The sequence below is a fragment of the Bacteroidota bacterium genome (assembly GCA_018831055.1).
Classification (GTDB): domain Bacteria; phylum Bacteroidota; class Bacteroidia; order Bacteroidales; family B18-G4; genus M55B132.
Map to the genome: position 1 here is coordinate 1 of JAHJRE010000150.1, position 20,834 is coordinate 20,834.

Sequence of the window (20,834 nt, forward strand, 5' to 3'; positions counted from 1 at the left end):
CTATATTGTCCAACTCGTCATCCCAACATTTGTAAACTCATAGCGGTGCGAGACGCCACCATACTTCTGTAAGGCTTCAATGACGCGATAACGGGAATTGTTCGGGCAATAAAAGATCATGAAGCCTCCTCCTCCTGCCCCGGAAATTTTTCCACCCAACGCTCCGTTATCCATGGCGGTTTTGTATATCTCATCAATCCAGTCGTTTGAAATATCAGGAGCCATCCGCTTTTTGTGCTGCCATCCGAAATCCAGGATCTCTCCCATCTTATCCAGTTCTCCCTTAAGAATGGCTTCCTTCATCATGATGGATTGTTCTTTCAGTTTATGTGTGGCCTCTATCGACGATTTGTCGTTGCTGAGGATATTTTGTGCTTGCTGCTCAATGATCCTGGAAGACAGCCTGCTCGTTTGTGTATTATAAAGAATAAGATTATGGGCAAGTTCGTTAAGGTATTGGTTGCGAATACGCAATGGATTCACGATGACCTTGTCACCGTTATAAAACTCCATGAAGTTCACACCCCCGAATGTAGCAGCATACTGGTCCTGCTTGCCACCGGCCATCTGTAAGTCTATCCTTTCCACTTCATACGCTACCCTTGCAAGGTCATATTCTCCCAAAGGAAGGTTAAGCCATTCCGCGAATGCTCCCAAAACGGTAACCACCAATGTGGATGAGGTTCCCAGTCCTGACCCCGGAGGTGCATCAACATAGGTCGACAATTCAAAAGACAGCGGTCGACCGGTGAACTGCCGGACGATACGGTTGTAAATTCCTTTAAGTAGGTTCAGATCACCGCTCAATGGCAGCTCTTCCATGATGTCAAACTCGTACATTAATCCTTTGTCCATAGATCGCAGGATGATCTTGCCATCGGTTCGGGGAACTATGCTGGCATAAGCATACATGCTTATGGTGGCGTTCAGGATGGCCCCCCCATAAATGTCAGAATAAGGAGGAACATCTGTACCTCCCCCGGCCAGGCCGATTCTTAGTGGTGCTTTGCTCCTGACAATCATATAAATGGGTATTAAGGAACTTGCTGAATTAACGAATCAACTGCCCTGATCATATTCTCCCAGGAAAACTTTTTCTTTTCCTCGTGAAGGTTGGCCACATATTCCGCTTCCCTCTTATTCCCGAAATAATCCAGGATGGAAGCAGCGATCTCCCTGTCATCCACTGAGGTAACATATCCTGCGGTTCCATGAGAGACCATTTCCGGTAAAGCTCCCACATTGGTAACCACCATAGGTTTTTCAAAATGATAGGCAACCTGTGTAACCCCACTTTGAGTAGCGTGTTTATATGGCTGAACAACAAGATCACTGGCACAAAAATAATCCGCTACCCCTGAATTGGGTATGAATTCGTTTTTCATGATTACCTTGTCCTCGAGTCCTAGTTCCGAAACCATCCGGTAATACGGGGCGGGATCGCTGTAAAATTCGCCGGCAACCAATAATTTCAACGGAAACTTCCTCATTCTTTCATCGGCGAACGCCCGGATCAATATATCCAGCCCTTTGTAATCACGTATAAAACCAAAAAACAGAATATAGCGAAACGCCGGATCCAATCCCAGTTTGTTTATGGCCGTTGCCTTCTCCACCGGATCACCGAAATTATCATACAATGGATGCGGGCATAATTCCCTGGGTTTGTCCTTGTTGAACAGCGACAGATCACGAAGAACGGATGCCGACATGGCAATATAACCATGCATCTGTTTCAGAAAATACCGTGTTAGCATTTTATCCCCAGGTCTTTTTTCATGCGGGATGACATTATCCGTTATCGCGATGATACGGGTATATTCATTCCTCCGGATTTTCTTCGCAATGGTACCCAGGCATGGCGCCATAAAAGGTAACCAGTAACGCATTATTACCACATCTGGTCCTAAAGCCCTGATTTCCTCACCCATGCGAAACCAGTTAAAAGGATTGACCGAGTTAACTTTGGTAAGAATAACCAGATCTTGGGGTGCTTCTTCGTCGGAATACTGTGTTTTTCCCGGGAAAAGAAAGCCCGGGTATTGAAGCTTAAAGTTATAAATAAGGACATGATCTCCATGGTCGAGGAAGGCTTTGGCCAGCCTTTCATTGAAGGTAGCGATGCCACCTCCTCTCAAGGGGTAGGCTGATCCGACAATAATGATCCTTCTTGGTTTAGGCATGTGAGGATCTCCTGGATTAATCGGCTTCTATCTGTCCAAAGCCTGTCGTTTTTTCAATTGTGTAATGATTCCTGTCGGGGGAACTGCGTGAAATCATTTCAGCCAGGAAACCGGCAAGAAAAAGTTGAACGCCGATCACCATGGCCAGGAGGGCAAGATAAAATAACGGTTGTTCGGTAATCCCCCGATGAGCTCCCCATTTAAATATCTTTTCCAGGATGATATAGAGAGAAATCATTCCTCCACCCAGAAAAAACAAGGTCCCAATTGTGCCGAAGAAGTGCATGGGGCGTTTACCGAAGCGGCTGACAAAAGATATCGACATCAGATCAAGAAATCCGTTGATAAACCGTTCAAACCCAAATTTCGTAACTCCGTATTTTCTTTCCTGGTGTTGTACTACCTTTTCCCCTATCTTTTTAAAACCCGCCCATTTGGCAATCACCGGTATATAGCGGTGCATTTCGCCATATACTTCAATGCTTTTCACAACATTGCTACGGTATGCCTTTAATCCGCAATTAAAGTCGTGCAGGCGGATTCCGGAAACCATCCGGGTTGTGCCGTTAAAAAACCTGGAAGGCAGGGTTTTGCTGATAGGATCGTGCCTTTTCTTCTTCCATCCCGATACCAGGTCAAACCCATCTTTTGTGATCATGTTATACAAAGCGGGAATCTCATCGGGACTGTCCTGAAGATCGGCATCCATGGTAATGACCACATCGCCGGAAGCCTGATGGAATCCGGTGTTCAGAGCGGCTGATTTGCCGTAGTTTCTTCTGAACTTAACACCACGAATGCGGCTATCGGTTGCTGATAGTTTTTCCACTTCCCCCCAGGTCCCGTCACTGCTACCGTCATCAACCACAATGATTTCCCAGGAAAAACCCTGCGACTGCATCACCCTGGTGATCCAGCCGCAGAGCTCGGGTATGGACTCTTCCTCGTTGTAAGCAGGTATGATTACGCTGATGTCCATTCAGTCCTTTCTTAAGCTGCAGTTTCTGCAGGAGTTTCCTTTTTTACCATGAAAAGTGATACAATCAGAGACAGGAGAAGACCGACAATAGCATTTACAACTAATCCCCAAATTGTCATCCACAAAGGACTTGTAAATTTCTTTGTCATTGCAAGAGCTGTTTCCAAGTCGGCATCAGTAAGGTTGGGATTGGTTTCCATCATCTGTTCTTCGGCCATTAACAAAATTTCCTCAACAATACCGGGGTTGATCACGGTAAAGTAAATGTAATTGTAAATAGCCAGGATAATGAATGCATAAAGCGAAATCAGGAAGCCCAAACCAAAAGCTTTACCATAGGTCAGGAACCCGGTTTTATCCCGGTAAGCTTTCATTCCCAGGAACATGCCTGCAATTATGAAAACATAGGAAACATATCCCCATGTACGCATGTCTTTGATCCCTACATCCAGAATAAAAAGGATCAGACTGAAAATAATGAGAATAACGCCAAAAATAAGCCCGTAATTCAGAGCGATTTTGCCCGATGAAACTTGTTGTTTTTCCATGAATATTCTTTTAATGGGTTTATATGCAAACATAGGAAAAAAATTAATAGGAATCAGTGTTTGCCCGTTTGTTGAAAAAATGTATCTTTGCAGCGGGAAAGTCTTATACGACCAGCTCCCGCTGAACTCCCCCAGGGTCGGAAGGCAGCAAGGGTAAGCGGTTGTAGCGGTGCGATATAAGGTTCTTTCCCTTTTTTTTAAAATGCCCCGACATGTTACTCCGCATACATCCCGAAACACCGAGTGAAAGACAGATCCAAATTGTGACGCAATGCCTCCGTGATGGCGGTGTGATCATTTGCCCTACAGACACTATTTATGCCCTAGCCTGTGATATATATCAGACGAAAGCTGTGGAAAACATTGCCCGCATCAAGGGAATAAAAAAGGAAAAAGCCAACTTTTCCTTTATTTGCCATGATCTCAGCCACCTGTCCGATTTTACCCGGCCTCTCGACAATCCCGTATTCAAGCTGATGAAAAGCTATCTTCCCGGACCCTATACTTTCATCCTGAATGCCAACAACAACGTACCTAAGATCTTTCAAAGCAAAAAGAAAACCGTGGGCATCCGTGTGCCCTCCAATAATATTCCCCTTGAAATCGTCCGGGAACTTGGAAATCCCATCATGTCCACATCTATACATGATGAAGACGACCTGATAGAATATACTACCGATCCCGAGCTGATCTATGAAAAATATAAAGACCTTGTCGATATTGTGATCGATGGCGGATATGGCGATAATGTACCGTCAACTATTATTGACTGCACAGAGGGTATTCCCGAAGTGATCCGCGAAGGTAAAGGACCTGTGTAAATCTTAAAACTCTATCTTATAACTGAAATTGGGGATCACAAGGCTATCCTCCCTCTTTTCTATCTTTCCCCCCTTGGTCTCATCGTAATGGTAACCATCGTACTCCGATTCACCTAATGCGTTCAACATGGAAAAGGTCCATACGGAAGCATGCTTTTTCCGGTTTAATCTGTATGAAACATTGAAATTGAGCACCTGAGCATGGGGCTCCTGCTCTTCAAACGCCCTTGTATCATCATAAATAATGCGCCCTGCATCCATTGATACATCATATAATAAGGGGTCGTACCTCTCCCCTCCCATCAATGTGAATTTGGCATTAACTCCCAGGACATTGTTTTTCATTTTGCCCATCATCCATTCTTTCCCTCCAAGAAAATTGATTACATAGTTTCGATTATACCTTGAACTACGCCAAATCCCATCTCCACCACAATATCTTGAATCAAATAAAGTGGCTGTGATAAGGTAATAATACCCTTTCGAAAGAAATCTCTCCAGTGTCAGGTCTATCCCGAAATTGATCCCCTTGCCTTCGTTCAGCAATGTATCGGTAATGATCCACTCCTTCTCCAGGTTCTGCACCGACCATGATGAGCCCAGTTTCACAGGAATATCATATAAATACTGATAAAATGGTTCTACTTTAAACCGGGTATTTTCATTGATTGAAAAATCATAGGATAAAACGAAATGATGTGCCCTTGAAAAATCAAGATCCTCGTTAGGTCTGAGTATCAGTCCTTCCCGGGGTATTTCAGTAAGGTAAAATGTTATCATCTCAAGCTGACTGTGCATACCGTATGCTAAACCTACAGAATGCCGCGGATGGAACCTCCATAGTATACCCGCCCTTGGTTCAATGCTGTAGTGACCATTTAATGCAAAATATTGCCCGGAAAGGCCAAGATTAATTGTTAATTTCTCTGACGGCCTGATCATTGATTGGGAATAAGCCTGAAAAAGATAGCTATGCCCGCGGTCATCGGCTACTTTTATCAGAGGATCCTTATAGGTTTCAGCATGAAGGACTGTTGCATCATAATGCAACCTGTTCAGCTTAATGCCGCTTTTATTTGTGTGCCCTGCAGAAAATTTATGGTTCAGGGATGTGGAAAGGGTATAATTCCAGGTGTTAACATTCACATCCTCTTTGGTAACAAAATCAAGGCATGAATCAAGTCTTTGCTGGGTCCATTTCATTCCGTTTCCACTGACGGCCAGGGAGGTCTCCAGGAAGGAGTTTTTACCAGCTATCAGCTTATGAGTAATCCCACCAACACCCATAAAAAGATTGGCCCTGAGTTTTTCCCGGTCATCATCGGATTTCCATTCCTCAGGATCTGTCTGGGCATCGCGCCCCTGATAGTCCAGGGCACCCAAACCCCAGGCAGAAAAGGTGCCGGCACGGGAGGTGGGAAAATTAATTTTAAACGAAATATCCTGATATTCAATTATCCCGGCTTGAGGAGGAAGAATGGGAGCAATGAGGGCAAACGTTGAATACCGGTAATTAAAGAGGTAGGTTGCGGCTTTGCCTTTACGGAAGGGCCCCTCGGAAGCAAAATCAAGACCCGTTAATCCGGCCTGTGCTGTGTACTCCCTTTTGTCTCTGTTGCCCGTCCTCATTTCCAGGTCAAAAACCCCCGATAATGCATTCCCGTATTCAGCAGGAAAGGCACCGGTGATAAAATCGGATCCGGATAATACCTGACTGCTAAGTGCAGTGATCCCTCCGGCCCCGAAAGCAATATAATTGGCAAAATGAGTAGGGTTGGCAATCTGTATGCCTTCCATCTGCCAAAGCAAACCCTTGGGTGCATTCCCTCTGATCACAATCCCGTTGTTCCCCAGATTCTGAGCCACACCCGCAAAAGACGATGCCAGACGGGATGGGTCATCAAAGCCTCCGGCATATCGGGATGATTCTTCCACCGTCAACTGCCGGGCGCTAAGCAATGCCATCTCGTTGACAGGCTTGTCTTTCGATGTCCGGGCACGGATCACAACCTCCCCGAGTTTGACCGACATTTCCTGCAATCCTACCTCCAGCATCACCTCCTTACCCGTACTGACCATAACTTCATTCAGGATCACGGGTTCATAACCGATATAGCTTACACGAAAATCACAACGCCCCACCGGTACTCCCTCAATCCTGAAACTTCCGTCGTCTCCGGTGATGGCTCCAAGTACAGGCTCCGATCCTATTACCATTATATTGGCCCCAAACAATGGGATTCTGGTTTCCCTGTCAAAAATCTGTCCTTTAACAACCTGTGTCAATTCCTGGGTATTTGCCTGAAAAGTAAACATCACCAGTAACATTATGCATATTTTAGTCTTCATGGAAATAAATGATTTGTACCTTCGTTTAACCCAAGTCATGCGTAAGAGCAAAAAAGCCTTACATTTTTTGGGTTATATTTTTGACTGCAAAGTTTTGATAATCCCTTGCACTGATCAATACTGAAAAATCATTATTTCATGGGAGAAGACCTTTATAAACTATTCCAGGAATACGAGGAAGTATTGTTTTCCCAGGAATTCGATCCCCAACTGCTGGATTACTCCATCCTGGAAAGCCATATAAAGCAACTTGAGCGAATAAATGTAATGCGGAACAGCTCCATCTCTATCTTCGATCTTTACCGTAAGACACATGTCTATATTTCTTCCCGCTATGAATCCATCCTGGGATATGAACATGACGAATTTGAAAGAGACGATGCCATGCACCTTATGGAAAGGATACACCCTGAAGACCTGAAAGATTTAACCCGCAACGGAATTGGATTTTTCCGTATCGGGATATCCTGGCCCCGTGAAAGCCGTCATAAACTAAAGGAATATAAATATGTATCCGATTACCGCCTGATGAAAAAGAACGGGCAATACGCCAGGGTTATAGAACAGCATATAGTATTGGAATTGGATACTCTCGGTAATGTTTGGCTGGCTTTGGGTATACTGGATTTGTCACCCGACCAGGATATTATCACTCCCTGTCGTTCAAGGCTTATCAATTCATCTACCGGCGAACTCTTCGAATTACCCCAAATACCCGGCAAAGATGAACCCCATGGACTCAGCCGGCGCGAGCAGGAAATTTTGGGGTTAATTGCAAAAGGACTTGTAAGCAAGGAAATCGCAGATCAGTTATTCATCAGCGTGAATACGGTAAATACACACAGGCAAAACATAATCGAAAAATTGGGCGTTAAAAATTCTGCTGAAGCCGTTAATTATGCTTCACGTATAGGTATCTTGCAACAAATTTCGAAGATATGAATCCGGCGCATGAATATGAAATACAGCTAAATCTGCACCAAGGCAGATTGAAAAGACTACGGCGGGTTCTCTCCTGGTTCAGCCTGGCAAGGATTGCAACCTTTCTGATGATATTCATTTCCATCTACCTCTGGGCAAGCAGCAGGCAATTGGGATGGATGATTGCATCACTGATTTTTCTGGCATTATTTATCTATTTCATCAGACTTTATCTTGAATTCAGGAAAAAAAGTGTGCATACCTCTTTCCTGGTAGATATAAATAAAAATGAACTGGATTGCCTCCGGGGAGAAAACTCCCGTTGGGAAAACGGCTCCGGATATTCTGAACACAGCAGCTATGCAGAAGACCTTGATATATTTGGGAAAGGTTCCCTTTTTCATCTGATCAACCGCACAGGCACTCCGATGGGTGAAAAAATGCTGGCTTCCACTCTTAAAAAGCCTTGTCTGAATCCTGAAAACATACTCCTTTTTCAGAAGGCGATTTCGGAATTATCGGAGAAGCTGCCATTGCGGCAGGAACTTCACGCTTATGCTTTAGAGGGCCATGAGGAAGAACGCTTACAAGAACAGGGTGAGAATATTGTCAGGATTGAAGGGTTCCCTTTGTGGATGCGCTGGCTGGCACCGGCTCTCATCGTATCCTCTTCATTGTTTTACGCTTTCACGGGAGCTTATGGGTTAATCATTCTTTCGGTGCTGTTCAATCTTTATTTTTCAGGACATTATTTCAGAAAAGTGCAGAAAATACACAAACGGATCTCCGGCAAGCAAACCCGCTTAGCTTCCTATGCTGCAATTTTTAAACTGATCCTATCAGGGGATTTCAGAGCCTTGAAACTGAAAGAATTACAAATGCAGGCATTAGAAGCACACAAAGGTTTCCATCGTCTCTCTGGAATAGCTGAAATGTTCGACCGCCGGATGAACCTCCTGATTTACTTCTTTCTGAATGCATTATACCTTTACGACTTTTTCTGCGTAAGTGCATTAAAAAAGTGGCAGTTAACATACGGAAAAAAGGAAACTTCCTGGTATACGCTTATAGGACAGGCAGAATACTTTTCCTCCATGGCAACCTATAAGCACAATCATCCCGGTTTTACCTTTCCTGTTCCCATCAATGGATCCATGGCCATCCATGCCCGGGATATGGGGCATCCTCTGATTCCTGCCGAAAAAAGGACCAGTAACGATATTGATATCGGAAAAGACTCAAAAATCCTGATCATTACAGGGTCCAATATGTCAGGTAAAAGTACTTTCCTGAGAACACTGGGCATTAATATGGTGCTGGCCCGGTGCGGAGCGCCCGTCTGCGCAACTTCCTTTGAATTTAAGCCTCTTAAAGTCCTGACTTCTATCCACTTGTCCGATTCTCTCAAGGAGAATAAATCGCTTTTCTTTACAGAACTGGAAAGGTTGTCCTTTATCATCAACCTGTTGATAAACGGGGAAACAGCTCTTGTTCTGATTGATGAGATGCTCAAGGGTACCAATTCCGATGACAAGACCCAGGGGTCCATTGATTTCATCCGCCGGCTGGCCGGGACCAAATGCCTTGCCCTCCTTGCTACCCACGACATTCAGCTTGGCACACTGGAAAAGGAACTGCCCGGATCCGTCAGAAACTATTGCTTTGAAAGCAATATCAGTAATGGAGAACTCAGTTTCGATTATAAAATAAGACCGGGGATTTCCAAAAACCGCAATGCGACTTTCCTGATGAAAAAAATGGGAATCATTGAATAACATGCATACCAAGGCTGAAAATATCCTGCGTAAATATTACTCCGGTCACGAAGAGGCATACTCCTACCTTCATACCCACAGCCTTTCCGTTGCACGCCTTGCATTGAAAGTGGCCGAACACAATCCCCTGATTATTGTCGATAAGGAACAACTGCTCCTTGCCGCCATGTTACACGATATCGGGATTATCATGACTGATGCACCTGGAATAGGTTGCTATGGCAAATACCCTTACCTCGCCCATGGTTACCTCGGCCGGGAAATCCTCGAAAAAGAAGGTCTCTTCGACCTGGCTCCGGTATGCGAGAGACATGTCGGAGTGGGAATAACCTTGCAGGACATCCTGGAAAACAACCTGCCCCTTCCGGCAAGGGAAATGGTGCCGGAAACGCCCATAGAACGAATTGTTTGTTACGCCGATAAGTTTTACTCCAAGAAACCGAAATACCTTACCCAGCCTAAACCGGTTGAGAAAATACTTAACAGCCTGCTTAAACATGGTCCCTCCAAACCTGCTATTTTCCGTGATATGATGAATACCTTTGGCTGGGAATATATCTACGAATAAACCCAAAAGCAACATCCGTTAACTGATATTGCATTGAATTCCAGATTGTATTACTTTCGCATAAGCATCAGTTGCATAAATATTTACTATCAAAATCAAGGAGGTTATTATGAAAAAAATGTTATTATTCCTGATACTGCCATTGCTTTTCGCAGGTCAGCTTCTGGCGCAGGAAGGTATGTGGCTCTTAAGCCAGATCGATGATCTGGATCTGGAAAACAAAGGCCTGAAGATCAAAACAGAAGAGATCTTCACACCTGGCCAGCCTTGCCTGGCCGATGCTATTATACAGCTTGGGGGCGGCACCGCTTCTTTTGTTTCCCCCAATGGGCTCATCCTGACAAACCACCATGTCGCTTTTGGTGCATTGCAAAGAGCTTCGGAAGTCCAGAGCAATTATCTTGAAGAAGGTTTCCTGGCAACCAAACTTTCGGATGAGATCAGCGCTCCAGGCTATACAGCATTGCTCATGACAGATATGAAGGATGTTACGGAAGAGATCGAAAAAGCCGTGAAAAAGATCACAGATCCGGAAGCCAGAGACAGAGCCATTAATGAAAAAATAGTGGAGATGACCGAAAAGATAGAAAAAGGCAAGGATGATGTTGTGGCCATCGTCTCCGAGTTATACTACGGCGGGAAGTATATCCAGTATACCTATAAACAGTTTAAGGACATACGAATTGTATATGCTCCTCCTCTTGCCATTGGCAATTACGGAGGCGAAATCGATAACTGGATGTGGCCAAGGCACACCGGCGACTTTTCATTCCTGAGGGTGTACGTGTCCCCTGACGGAACAGGAGCCGAATACAGCAAGGACAATGTTCCCTATCAACCCCGCGTATGGCTGAAGATGGCCAGCGGCGACCTTGACCCAGGAGATTTGACCTTTATCATAGGCTATCCGGGGTTTACAACCCGTTACCGGACTTCCAATTCCGCCGCCTGGAACCTGAAATACAATTACCCTTTTAGCATCCAAAACTTCAGTGAGATCATTGAACTCATGGATGAAATGACGGAAAATGATCCTGAAGGAAAACTTAAGGTAGCAAACCTTAACAAAGGTCTGGCCAATGTTTTAAAAAATTATCAGGGTAAGGTAGACGGCATGAACAAAGTGGACTTTGTGCAGAAAAAACTGGACTTTGAAAAGGAGTTTACTGTCTGGGTTAATGCCGATCCCGAAAGAAAGAAAAAGTATGGTCACATCCTGGATGGAATCAAAGAGCAATATAAACTGCTGGCCAAAACCAGAGAAAGAGATGACGTCTTTGGAATATTTCAGGGATTGGCCGGAACACAACTGGGTGTTGCAGCTCAGATTTACCTGACTTCCAAGGAACTGGAGAAACCTGACGACGAGAGAAGGCCCGGCTTCACCAGAGAGTCGGTCATGCAAAATGCAGATCAATTGCAATACACCTATATGGGTTATTATAAACCTGTTGATAAAGCTTTACTCGCCAGGGCATTAAAACTTGCAGCTGAACTTCCTGAAGATCAGAGGATAGAGCAGTTGGCTTATATTCTTGACAATCCTTCCGTCAATATTGACCAGTATGTCGAGGATGCCTATGCAAATTCTCGCCTGAATGACCTCGAATACGCAAAAAGCTTATTTGGTAAGTCAACTTCAGAACTGGAAGCATTAAATGATCCATTTATTGACCTTACCATTAAACTTAATCCTCTGAACGATGAGATCAACGAGGTCGCCCAACAGTTTAACCTTGGAGTAACGGATTTGAGGAAGCAATACGTTCAGGCCCTTTACGAATGGAAAGGTTCAAGCCTTTATCCCGACGCTGATGGAACCATTCGGTTTACCTCAGGAGTTGTGAAAGGCTACCGTCCGCGTGATGCCGTCAATTATGATCCGTTCACTACCTTAGCGGGAATGGCAGAGAAAAACACGGGAAAAGAGCCTTTCAATGCTCCTGAGAAGCTTGTTAAACTGGAAGCCGCCGGAGATTTTGGTAAGTGGGCAGATCCGGATCTTAAAGACGTGCCGGTTGCTTTCACACATGTGGGTGACATCACCGGAGGTAACAGCGGCAGCCCTGTAATGAATGGGAAAGGAGAACTCATCGGTGTAGCATTTGATGGCAACTATGAGGCTATGATCGGGGACTGGCAATACGATGTGGATATTCAACGAGTGATTTCCGTTGATGCCCGTTATGTCATGTTCATAACCGAAAAATTCGGAAATGCAGGTTATCTTCTGAAAGAGATGGGAATCAATCCATAGAGGAAAAGACTTTCTCTCCTGCGATAAAAGTATACAGGATGCGGATTTCGGGAAGTTCCTTTTCAGGAACTTCCATCAAATCCTGATCAAGGACAACGAAGTCCGCCTGCTTGCCGGGTTCGAGGCTGCCTGTTTCAGGCTCCGCGAATCCGGCTTTTGCTGCCCATATGGTGATGGATTTCAGAGCCTGCTCCCTGCTAAGGGCATTTTCCATCTGGAAGCCCCCTTCAGGCCATCCATCCAGATCTTTCCTGGCAACAGAAGCATAAAAGGTAAGCAAGGGTTCTATCCTTTCAATGGGAAAATCCGTTCCATTGGGCAACCATCCGTTTTGTTTCAACAACTCCTGATATGCATAGGAGTGTTTAAGACGTTCACTCCCCAGCCTCTCCCCTGCCCAGTACATGTCGGAAGTAGCGTGAGTAGCTTGAATGGAAGGTATTATACTGTATTTCCCAAACATCCCGAAATCATCCGGATGAACAACCTGAGCATGCTCAACCCTCCAGCGGCGATCATTTTTCCCTTCCAGATACTTTGAATAGATTTCCAGGATGAAGCGGTTACCTCTATCACCGATAGCGTGTGTATTTACCTGAAACCCTTCATCATAAGCCCGTTTGCAGATATCATGATAGTATTCTTCCGGATGCAGGATCAATCCGGTATTGCCGGGATCATCACTGTAAGGTTCCAGCAAGGCGGCACCACGCGAACCAAGTGCACCATCGGAATAAAGCTTCACCGAATTAACCTTAAGCCTTTCTTTGGATATCTTTCCTGCGGCAAAGGCAGCTTCAAAATCCGGATCGTAGGGTGTGAGCATGGCTTGCACTCTCATCTTCAGCTTTCCGCTTTGCTGCAGGGAATCAATTAGTCTGATGTTTGCCAGATAAGTACCGGCATCATAAAGACCGGTAAGGCCGGCTGCATGAGCATGCTCAGCTGCAGAGAGAAGAGCCTCGGTTTTTGTCTTCGTATCAGGATCGGGTATGACGGCCGTTACCAGGTTAATCGCGTTATCGATAAGAATACCGGTGGGCTCGCCATCCTTCAGTAAGACCTCCCCGCCCGTAACCCTGGTTGAGGCCGAAATGCCTGCCCTGCGCAGTGCTTCTGAATTTACCAGGGCTGCATGACCATCGATCCGGGTTAAAATAACAGGTACATCTGGAAATAATTCATCAAGTCTGCCTTTATCCGGAAAATCTTTGATTTCCCAGTCATTTTGATCCCATCCCCTGCCTTCAACCCAGAGCCTGGGATTATTTTGATGATGCAACGATACTCTTTCCAGCACTTCTTCAAATGAACCTGTACCCCTCAAATCGGCACGTTGTATCAAACCCAGTCCGTAACTAAGAAAATGGCAGTGTGCATCGATAAAACCAGGGTAAACAATAGCGCCTCCCAGGTCAATTACCTCAGTAGCATCAAAAGCTCCGAGAATATCCTCATCACTACCGAGGGCTTCTATCTTCCCTGATTTGATGGCCATTGCACTGGCCATTGTCCAGGACGAATCTACCGCATAGATTCTTGCATTATGAACAATAATATCCACTTTACTGTTTTTTAATTTGCATGTTGTCATTAAGATCAGCAGTGCAGGAAGCAATACCACGATGAATTTTCGCATATACCAAACTTTAAGGTTTGATTTGCAAAAATAATCAAATAGAATTTTTAAATTTGCACGCATAACAAGTTAAATACACAATCATGAGCGAGAAGATATTTACTACGAGGTTCTTTGTAATTGTCTCTATAATCTTTGCAGGGGCATTTATGCGAATCATTCCGCATTGGCCGAATTTCACTCCTATTGCTGCTATTGCACTTTTTGGGGGTGCACTTCTTGGCAAAAGGGTATTGGCTTTCATCATCCCTTTGGCAGCCATGATCCTGGCCGACCTCATCCTTGGATTTCACGCCGACATGATTGCCGTATACGCCGGGTTTGCGCTTACCGTACTGTTGGGTTGGTCGATACGAAATAAAGTAAGCTTTGGATCTGTCATCACCCGCTCCCTGGCAGCTTCCGTCATCTTCTTCCTGCTCACAAACTTCTCTTCCTGGTTGACTATGGGCCTTTATCCGGCCAACTTTACAGGATTGACGGAAGCATATATTGCAGGACTGGCTTTCTTTAATAACGGAAGTTATGGAATATCTTTCTTCCTGAATGAAGTTATGGGAGGTTTGTTCTTCAACGGTTTATTTTTTGGTGCTTTTTACCTTGCCAGGCTCGGATTCCCTTCTCTGGCCAAAGCTGCATAATATTACTCAAACAGGGATTCATCCCGTTCCAGTAACAATATTGAGTGTTGGGGGACAATAAAGTACTTCTCCTCCTCATAAACAATTTCTATGGCTCCTTTCTGTAAAAAGATGGCAAGGTCGCCGGTTTTAGCCTGAAGGGGCATATACCGCAATTTCTCCTCCGATTTTTTCCAGGATTCATCCTCATCCGTTGGCAGGGGGATTGGGTAACCCGGCCCAACTTTAACAACATATCCAGAGCGGATATCATCCTTTTCCTTATACCCAGGCGGCAAATACAATCCTCCCTTGCTTTTCTTGCTTTCCGTAAGAGGCTTGATCAATACCCTGTCACCCACAACGATCAGTTTATCCAATGAAATCATAAAAATGCTTTTGTGCAAAAGTACAACTATTAAGAGAAAACTCACATCTACACAACCACACTCCTAACCCACACCTGTAACCTGTGACCTGTGACTTGCAACCTGATACAGTTACAGGTTTCATGTTGCAGGTTACAGGTGTGGGTTTTCCATTTTTCCCTACCTTTGTCCTAAACAACGTACCATGAAAATCACATTTTTTCGCAGGATAAAACCCAGGCAGTTTGATTACAAACCCATATACTGGGATCCTGAAAAGGAAGAAGATGAGGAAAGAAAACAGCGCATACGGCGAGCATCGGGTGAAGGTGGGTCAACGGAAGATTTGAAATCAGACCTTCGATATAATATAGACAGACAATGGAGAAGGGGAAAGCACCAGGAAAAGAAGGGAGTTGACAGCATCCGCTTTATTATTTACCTCTTTTTTGCCTTTTTCATAATCTACATGATATTTTTTACCGACCTTCTCAGTAATTTTCTATCCTTTTTCGTGAAATAATGTCAGACATCATTCACAGGCTTCCGGAATCTGTTGCAAATCAAATTGCTGCCGGTGAGGTGATCCAGCGGCCTGCATCGGCATTGAAGGAATTGCTGGAAAATGCTGTAGATGCAGGAGCATCCGACATCCGGGTCATCATCAAGGATGCCGGTAAGACACTGATTCAGGTTACAGACAATGGATGTGGAATGACGGAATCGGATGCAATGAACTGCTTTGAGCGGCATGCAACGTCAAAAATCCGGGAATCCCGCGATTTGTTTGCCATACGCACATTGGGTTTCCGGGGTGAAGCCCTGGCCAGCATTGCAGCCATAGCGCAGGTAGAATTAAAGACACGCCTTACCGGAGAGGAAATGGGAACCTGTGTGAACATAGAAGGCTCCAAAATCATCCGGCAGGCGCCATGCCAATGTTCCGAAGGGACTTCCATCGCGGTTAAGAATCTTTTCTTTAATGTCCCGGCCCGAAGAAATTTCCTGAAATCAAACACGGCAGAGATCAGGCACCTTATGGACGAGTTCCAGCGCGTTGCTTTGGTAAATCCGCAAATCGCCATGCACCTCTTCCATAACAACAAACCGCTTTTCCAGCTTTCCCCCGCCAACCGGAAAGAGAGAATAATCGCTATTCTTGGGTCGCAATACAAGGAAAGACTGCTCCCGGTCGAACAGGTAACCCAGGAAGTGTCTATCCAGGGATATATCGGTAAGCCGGAGTTTGCCAAGAAAACACGCGGAGACCAGTTCTTCTTTACCAACGGCAGGTTCATTCGCCATCCATACCTCCATCATGCCGTCGAAAGCGCAATGTCGGATGTATTGCCCAGGGATACTTTTCCCACCTATTTCCTTTACATTGACATAGACCCTTCAATGATCGATGTCAATATTCATCCAACCAAAACAGAAGTAAACTTCCAGGATAACCAGCTCATTTATGCCGTATTGAGATCCGCAGTAAAACAAACCCTGGGGAAGTTCAGTATTACTCCTACTCTTGACTTTGAGGTGGAACAAAGTTTTGATATCGGAAAAACCAGGGAAGGTCAACCTATTGTCAATCCTTTTGAAAGAAAACCATCGGATTATAATCCTTTTTCCACTCCTTCACACTCATCGGCTTCACATACAGGGAGGACAGACTCCCGTGGATGGGAAAAAATCTACGAAGGAATACGTAGCTTTCCGGAAGACACAGCCCCAAAGGAATTGTCAGGAAGTCAGGAAGAAGAAGAAGAAGCAAACACAGACTCCGAAAGCCAGCGTTTTATAGCCCAGTTCAGGGGAAGATACATCGTTACCCATGTAAAATCAGGATTGGTGCTCATTAACCAGCAAAAAGCTCATCAACGGGTTTTATATGAAAAGTTCCTTAAAAGGCTGGAAGGCAACAGCGAAGCTTCACAGCAGGAGCTTTTCCCACAAAATGTCAGTTTTAACAGCAACGACAGTGAGCTTATCCAGGAACTGACTCCATATCTGCGAAAAGCAGGGTTCAATATAAACCAATTGGGCAGAAATACGTTTATTATAAACGGTACCCCATCAGGTTCCGAAAAACAGGACATGCAAAGCATCCTGGAAGGAATCCTGGAAACCTATAAAAACAACATGAACGACCCCGGCCTTGATCAAAGAATGAACCTGGCGCGGGCCATGGCGATGAGACTTTCCATGAAACCCGGTAAATTCCTGGAAAAACAGGAGATGGAAAACCTGATCAATGAATTGTTTTCCTGTAATGTGACCGGAATAGCCCCGGATGGAGAAAAAATCCTCGTACTTTTGTCGATGTCAGATCTTGAAAAAATGTTTAAATAAAATAAATCGGTTATTTAAATGAATGGTGATAATCAATACAGACCCAGAGGATTCATGCTTTTGCCTCCGGTAGTTAAAAACCTGTTAATCCTTAACGGACTGTTCTTCCTGGCAACAATTGCTTTCAGCAGCCGTGTTGACCTGCAAAATATCCTGGGACTGCATTATTTCTTCTCGGATGCCTTCCGCCCTTACCAGCTGCTGAGCTACATGTTCATGCATGGTAATTTTACTCACTTGTTTTTCAATATGTTTGCCCTTTGGATGTTTGGGAATGTACTGGAGAATATCTGGGGACCAAAGCGATTTGTTATTTATTTTCTGGTGACAGGGGTTGGAGCGGCAATTGTTCATTATGCGGTGTTCTATTTTGTAGATGCCCGCCCAATGCTCAAAGCCATTGATGCTGTTTTGGCAGATCCATCGGTAGGTTCTGTTACATCCTTCTTCAATGAATCAGGAAAGTTTGTCAACTTCCGTGAAATCAGCGGGGAGTATTCGCGCTTTGCTACAACATTCAACGATTTAAGGATTAGTGATCCACAACTTGCTGTGCAGAGAGGGATAGATTTTCTCACATATTACAAAAGCGCCTTTCTCAGTGCTCCGGTTGTGATTGGAGCATCAGGCGCAGTATTCGGGATATTGCTCGCTTTCGGTATGATGTTCCCGAACTCATTGATATACCTGTATTTCTTTTTCCCAATCAAAGCCAAGTGGTTTGTGATAATCTACGGGGCCATCGAACTATACCTGGGTTTCTCACAATCTGACTCCAACGTAGCTCATTTCGCCCATCTGGGCGGCATGGTTTTTGGCTTTTTCCTGATACGTTACTGGAAAAAACAAATATAAGAATAAGCACGCCAATGCATTATGAATTATTATCAGCATAACCGGCCCTCACCTTTCGGCAACCTGAAACAGTTTTTTTCTTCAGGATCGACACTCAGCATCCTGATCATCATAAATGCGGGAATATGGTTGCTCATTTCAACAATGGGTGTGATAGCATACCTTTTCAGGGTACCTGAAGCTGCATATCAGTCATTTATTGTAGACTATTTTGCTCTTCCTGCCGACTTACCACAAATTTTTGTGCATCCCTGGACTCTGATAACCTATATGTTTTTACACATCAACTTCTTCCATATCCTGTTTAATTTGTTATGGTTATACTGGTTCGGACTGATCTTTCGGCAATACCTCAGTTCTCGGCAATTATTGTCGGTATATTTCTGGGGGGGGCTTGCCGGGGGCATTTTATATGTTGTAACGTATAATATTTTCCCTGTTTTTGCTGATGATCTTAGCATGGCCAGGGCTCTGGGCGCTTCCGCCTCGGTGATGGCTATAGTAACCGCCATTTCGTTTTTCGTACCCAATTATTCCATACAATTACTGTTTATAGGTCGCGTGAAACTTTTGTACCTGGCTATTGTGCTGTTCGTAGTCGACTTCTTTATGATACGCTCCTCCAACAGCGGAGGGCATATTGCTCACATAGGTGGCTTTCTCTACGGTTTTTTGTGGGTCTTTCTAACCAAAAGAAACATATTTTCAGGATGGCCTCTGAAAATGAGTTTTAGAAATCCTTTCCGTAGAAAATCTGGTTTTAAGGCCAGAACGTACCAAACAGAAAGGCCTGTCAGCGATGATGATTACAATACAGCCAGGAAAAAACAGCAGGAAAGGATAGACGAGATCCTGGAAAAAATTTCGAAATTTGGTTACGAACGCCTGACAAAAGAAGAAAAGGATCTGCTTTTTCGTTCGGGCAATAAAAATTCCTGAATATGAAGAGACTATTTACATTTACGGTATTGATCATGCTTCTGACTGCCTTGTCAGCCCAGGAAAGCGACAATGAACTGCATGCCTTTTACAAAGAGCGCAATCATACAGTCATCCCACAGTGGAATACGTGGAATGCAGAATATGGATCACTATTTGATAACTATAACATCACCAATGAGGAGGCACCTCAAAACGAACCATCTGTAAGAATAAGCCGCGTAAACCCGGACATCATCGTTGCAGCGTGGCGCGATTTCCGGGAAGGCTGGCAATCCCCGGATATTGTCCGGCGTATAGGCTACTCCTATTCCCACGACGGTGGTTTAACATGGTCAGAATCAAAGCTTCTCCCCGACCCTGAACCAAATCATTTGTCGCAGAGCGATCCCGTTGTCATGAGCGACTCTCAGGGCTTCTTTTACATTTCCAGCACGTCACGGCAACCCGTAACAAACTACAACCGTGAGATGCTGATCTACCGTTCAGCCGATAACGGGGAAAATTTCGAACTGTATTCTGTTGCCGTTCCTGGAAGCGGACTGCAAGGCGAAGATAAAGAATGGATTTTTGTTGATCCTGTTGAAACAAACCCAACCTATGACAATATGTTTATCATCTGGCGTAGTTTCGGGCCCAGCAATGGCATTAAATTCAGGAAATCCGCAGATCATGGACTAACATGGTCATCAACTGTCAATGTCAGCGATGTCAGTACAGGCCAGGGTGCAAATGTGGCGTCCGGAGTGAATGGGGAGATCTTTGCCGTATGGTTGAATATAGGGATCATGTTTGATGTGTCGAACAACGGGGGGCAGAGTTTCGGGCAAGATCACATGTTAGCGAACCTCAACGTGAATGAGTATTATTCCTTCCCTTATATTGCCGTGGATTACTCCAACCTTGAATCACGGGGGAATGTCTATGTGGTGTGGGCCGATAACCGGACAGGAACCGAAGACATATGGTTTCAGCGCTCCGAAGATAACGGCCAGAGCTGGCTTCCCAATCCCATTAGAGTCAACGATGTGGCTACCAACGATCAATACTGGCCAATGATCATGTGCGATACCAATGGCATGATCGCAGTTATCTATTATGATGACAGAACCCAGGCCGGCCTCCTGGGAACTTATCTTGCCGTCTCTGAAGATGAAGGCAATACCTGGACAAACATCAAGCTGAATTCAGCACCGTTTTTCGGATTTACTCCCAATAGCGATGTGAGATTCGGAGATTATATCGGTGTCGATATGCTGGGCGGAAAGGTGATACCCGTCTGGACCGATGACCGGACATTCGATGACAACCAGGAGATCTACACCGCCGTCATGGATATTCATACAGGAATACCCAAAGTTACGAATAAACCTTTGGCTGATATCGGAATATATCCCCAGCCGGTGAAGGATCAGGCCAGGATAGATGTCACCCTCCTGGAAACAGGTCATGTTCGCCTGGAAATCAGGGATCCATTGGGAAAAGTTGTGGATGTCATCAATGAAGAAAACCTGACCGCCGGAACTCACTCATACCAATGGCATGCAAACCGTTTTCCTCCAGGAATGTACTTCCTGACCCTGAAGACGAAAGAACAACTCATTTCCCGGAAAATGATGGTCGTTCACTAATGAAGATCGCAATTGAAGAATAAAACCACAAA

18 protein-coding genes and 1 other RNA gene are annotated in these 20,834 nt (G+C 44.8%); 12 read left to right on the plus strand and 7 right to left on the minus strand.

All coding sequences use genetic code 11. From position 1 onward, the window contains the following. Genes KKA81_09680 through KKA81_09695 form a run of 4 tightly spaced genes read right to left on the minus strand, consistent with a single transcriptional unit; the run spans position 1 to position 3,710 of the window. Entirely contained in the window at positions 1-1,023 is a 1,023-nt protein-coding gene (locus KKA81_09680) for a dehydrogenase (protein ID MBU2651192.1), read from the minus strand. A gap of 11 nt (positions 1,024-1,034) precedes the next feature. After that, positions 1,035-2,183 carry a glycosyltransferase gene (locus tag KKA81_09685; GenBank protein MBU2651193.1) on the minus strand — a complete coding sequence of 383 codons (1,149 nt, stop codon included), beginning with the start codon at positions 2,181-2,183 and terminating at the stop codon, positions 1,035-1,037. A 16-nt stretch (positions 2,184-2,199) separates the two neighbouring features. Beyond that, positions 2,200-3,162 carry a glycosyltransferase family 2 protein gene (locus KKA81_09690; GenBank protein MBU2651194.1) on the minus strand — a complete coding sequence of 321 codons (963 nt, stop codon included), beginning with the start codon at positions 3,160-3,162 and terminating at the stop codon, positions 2,200-2,202. A gap of 11 nt (positions 3,163-3,173) precedes the next feature. After that, a complete protein-coding gene (locus KKA81_09695) occupies positions 3,174-3,710 on the minus strand; it encodes a DUF4199 domain-containing protein (protein ID MBU2651195.1) in 537 nt (178 codons plus the stop codon). Positions 3,711-3,804: 94 nt separating this feature from the next. Between KKA81_09695 and ffs the strand changes: the two genes are divergently transcribed. Together ffs and KKA81_09705 are read left to right on the plus strand one after the other, a co-directional pair. Beyond that, positions 3,805-3,902: signal recognition particle sRNA small type (ffs, locus tag KKA81_09700), an RNA gene on the plus strand. 20 nt (positions 3,903-3,922) lie between these two features. Beyond that, positions 3,923-4,531, plus strand: coding sequence for a threonylcarbamoyl-AMP synthase (locus KKA81_09705; GenBank protein MBU2651196.1), 609 nt, complete (start codon positions 3,923-3,925; stop codon positions 4,529-4,531). Positions 4,532-4,534: 3 nt separating this feature from the next. Here the strand turns inward: KKA81_09705 and KKA81_09710 are convergent, their stop codons facing one another. Next, positions 4,535-6,880 (minus strand): TonB-dependent receptor, encoded by a 2,346-nt coding sequence (locus KKA81_09710; protein MBU2651197.1) that lies wholly within the window; start codon positions 6,878-6,880, stop codon positions 4,535-4,537. Positions 6,881-7,018: 138 nt separating this feature from the next. Between KKA81_09710 and KKA81_09715 the strand changes: the two genes are divergently transcribed. From KKA81_09715 to KKA81_09730, 4 genes are all read left to right on the plus strand, one after another. After that, the gene (locus tag KKA81_09715; GenBank protein ID MBU2651198.1) at positions 7,019-7,822 is read left to right on the plus strand and encodes a LuxR C-terminal-related transcriptional regulator; all 804 of its coding nucleotides are present in this window, start codon (positions 7,019-7,021) and stop codon (positions 7,820-7,822) included. Next, positions 7,819-9,576 (plus strand): hypothetical protein, encoded by a 1,758-nt coding sequence (locus KKA81_09720; protein ID MBU2651199.1) that lies wholly within the window; start codon positions 7,819-7,821, stop codon positions 9,574-9,576. The genes KKA81_09715 and KKA81_09720 overlap by 4 nt, the downstream gene beginning before the upstream one ends. 1 nt (position 9,577) lies before the next feature. After that, positions 9,578-10,144: an HD domain-containing protein gene (locus tag KKA81_09725; protein ID MBU2651200.1), complete on the plus strand. Its 567-nt coding sequence runs from the start codon at positions 9,578-9,580 to the stop codon at positions 10,142-10,144. A gap of 109 nt (positions 10,145-10,253) precedes the next feature. Next, complete coding sequence (locus KKA81_09730) at positions 10,254-12,401, plus strand: S46 family peptidase (GenBank protein MBU2651201.1); 2,148 nt, start codon at positions 10,254-10,256, stop codon at positions 12,399-12,401. Here the strand turns inward: KKA81_09730 and KKA81_09735 are convergent. Next, positions 12,391-14,040, minus strand: a complete 1,650-nt coding sequence (locus tag KKA81_09735) for an amidohydrolase (GenBank protein ID MBU2651202.1) — start codon at positions 14,038-14,040, stop codon at positions 12,391-12,393. The two genes, KKA81_09730 and KKA81_09735, sit on opposite strands and share 11 nt — an antisense overlap. An 83-nt stretch (positions 14,041-14,123) precedes the next feature. Here KKA81_09735 and KKA81_09740 point away from each other — a divergent pair, with 83 nt between their 5' ends. Next, positions 14,124-14,681, plus strand: coding sequence for a hypothetical protein (locus KKA81_09740; GenBank protein ID MBU2651203.1), 558 nt, complete (start codon positions 14,124-14,126; stop codon positions 14,679-14,681). Between the two features lie 2 nt (positions 14,682-14,683). Here the strand turns inward: KKA81_09740 and KKA81_09745 are convergent, their stop codons facing one another. Further along, the gene (locus KKA81_09745; GenBank protein ID MBU2651204.1) at positions 14,684-15,049 is read right to left on the minus strand and encodes a co-chaperone GroES family protein; all 366 of its coding nucleotides are present in this window, start codon (positions 15,047-15,049) and stop codon (positions 14,684-14,686) included. A 184-nt stretch (positions 15,050-15,233) separates the two neighbouring features. Between KKA81_09745 and KKA81_09750 the strand changes: the two genes are divergently transcribed. From KKA81_09750 to KKA81_09770, 5 genes are read left to right on the plus strand one after another with little or no spacing between them, the layout of a single operon-like run. Further along, the gene (locus KKA81_09750) at positions 15,234-15,551 is read left to right on the plus strand and encodes a hypothetical protein (protein ID MBU2651205.1); all 318 of its coding nucleotides are present in this window, start codon (positions 15,234-15,236) and stop codon (positions 15,549-15,551) included. After that, positions 15,551-17,377 carry a DNA mismatch repair endonuclease MutL gene (gene mutL / locus KKA81_09755; GenBank protein ID MBU2651206.1) on the plus strand — a complete coding sequence of 609 codons (1,827 nt, stop codon included), beginning with the start codon at positions 15,551-15,553 and terminating at the stop codon, positions 17,375-17,377. The genes KKA81_09750 and mutL overlap by 1 nt, the downstream gene beginning before the upstream one ends. A gap of 54 nt (positions 17,378-17,431) precedes the next feature. Next, entirely contained in the window at positions 17,432-18,232 is an 801-nt protein-coding gene (locus tag KKA81_09760; GenBank protein MBU2651207.1) for a rhomboid family intramembrane serine protease, read from the plus strand. A gap of 21 nt (positions 18,233-18,253) precedes the next feature. Further along, positions 18,254-19,171, plus strand: coding sequence for a rhomboid family intramembrane serine protease (locus KKA81_09765; GenBank protein MBU2651208.1), 918 nt, complete (start codon positions 18,254-18,256; stop codon positions 19,169-19,171). 2 nt (positions 19,172-19,173) lie between these two features. Beyond that, on the plus strand, positions 19,174-20,802 hold the full coding sequence (locus tag KKA81_09770) for a T9SS type A sorting domain-containing protein (protein MBU2651209.1): 1,629 nt from the start codon (positions 19,174-19,176) through the stop codon (positions 20,800-20,802). Positions 20,803-20,834 lie beyond the last annotated feature (32 nt).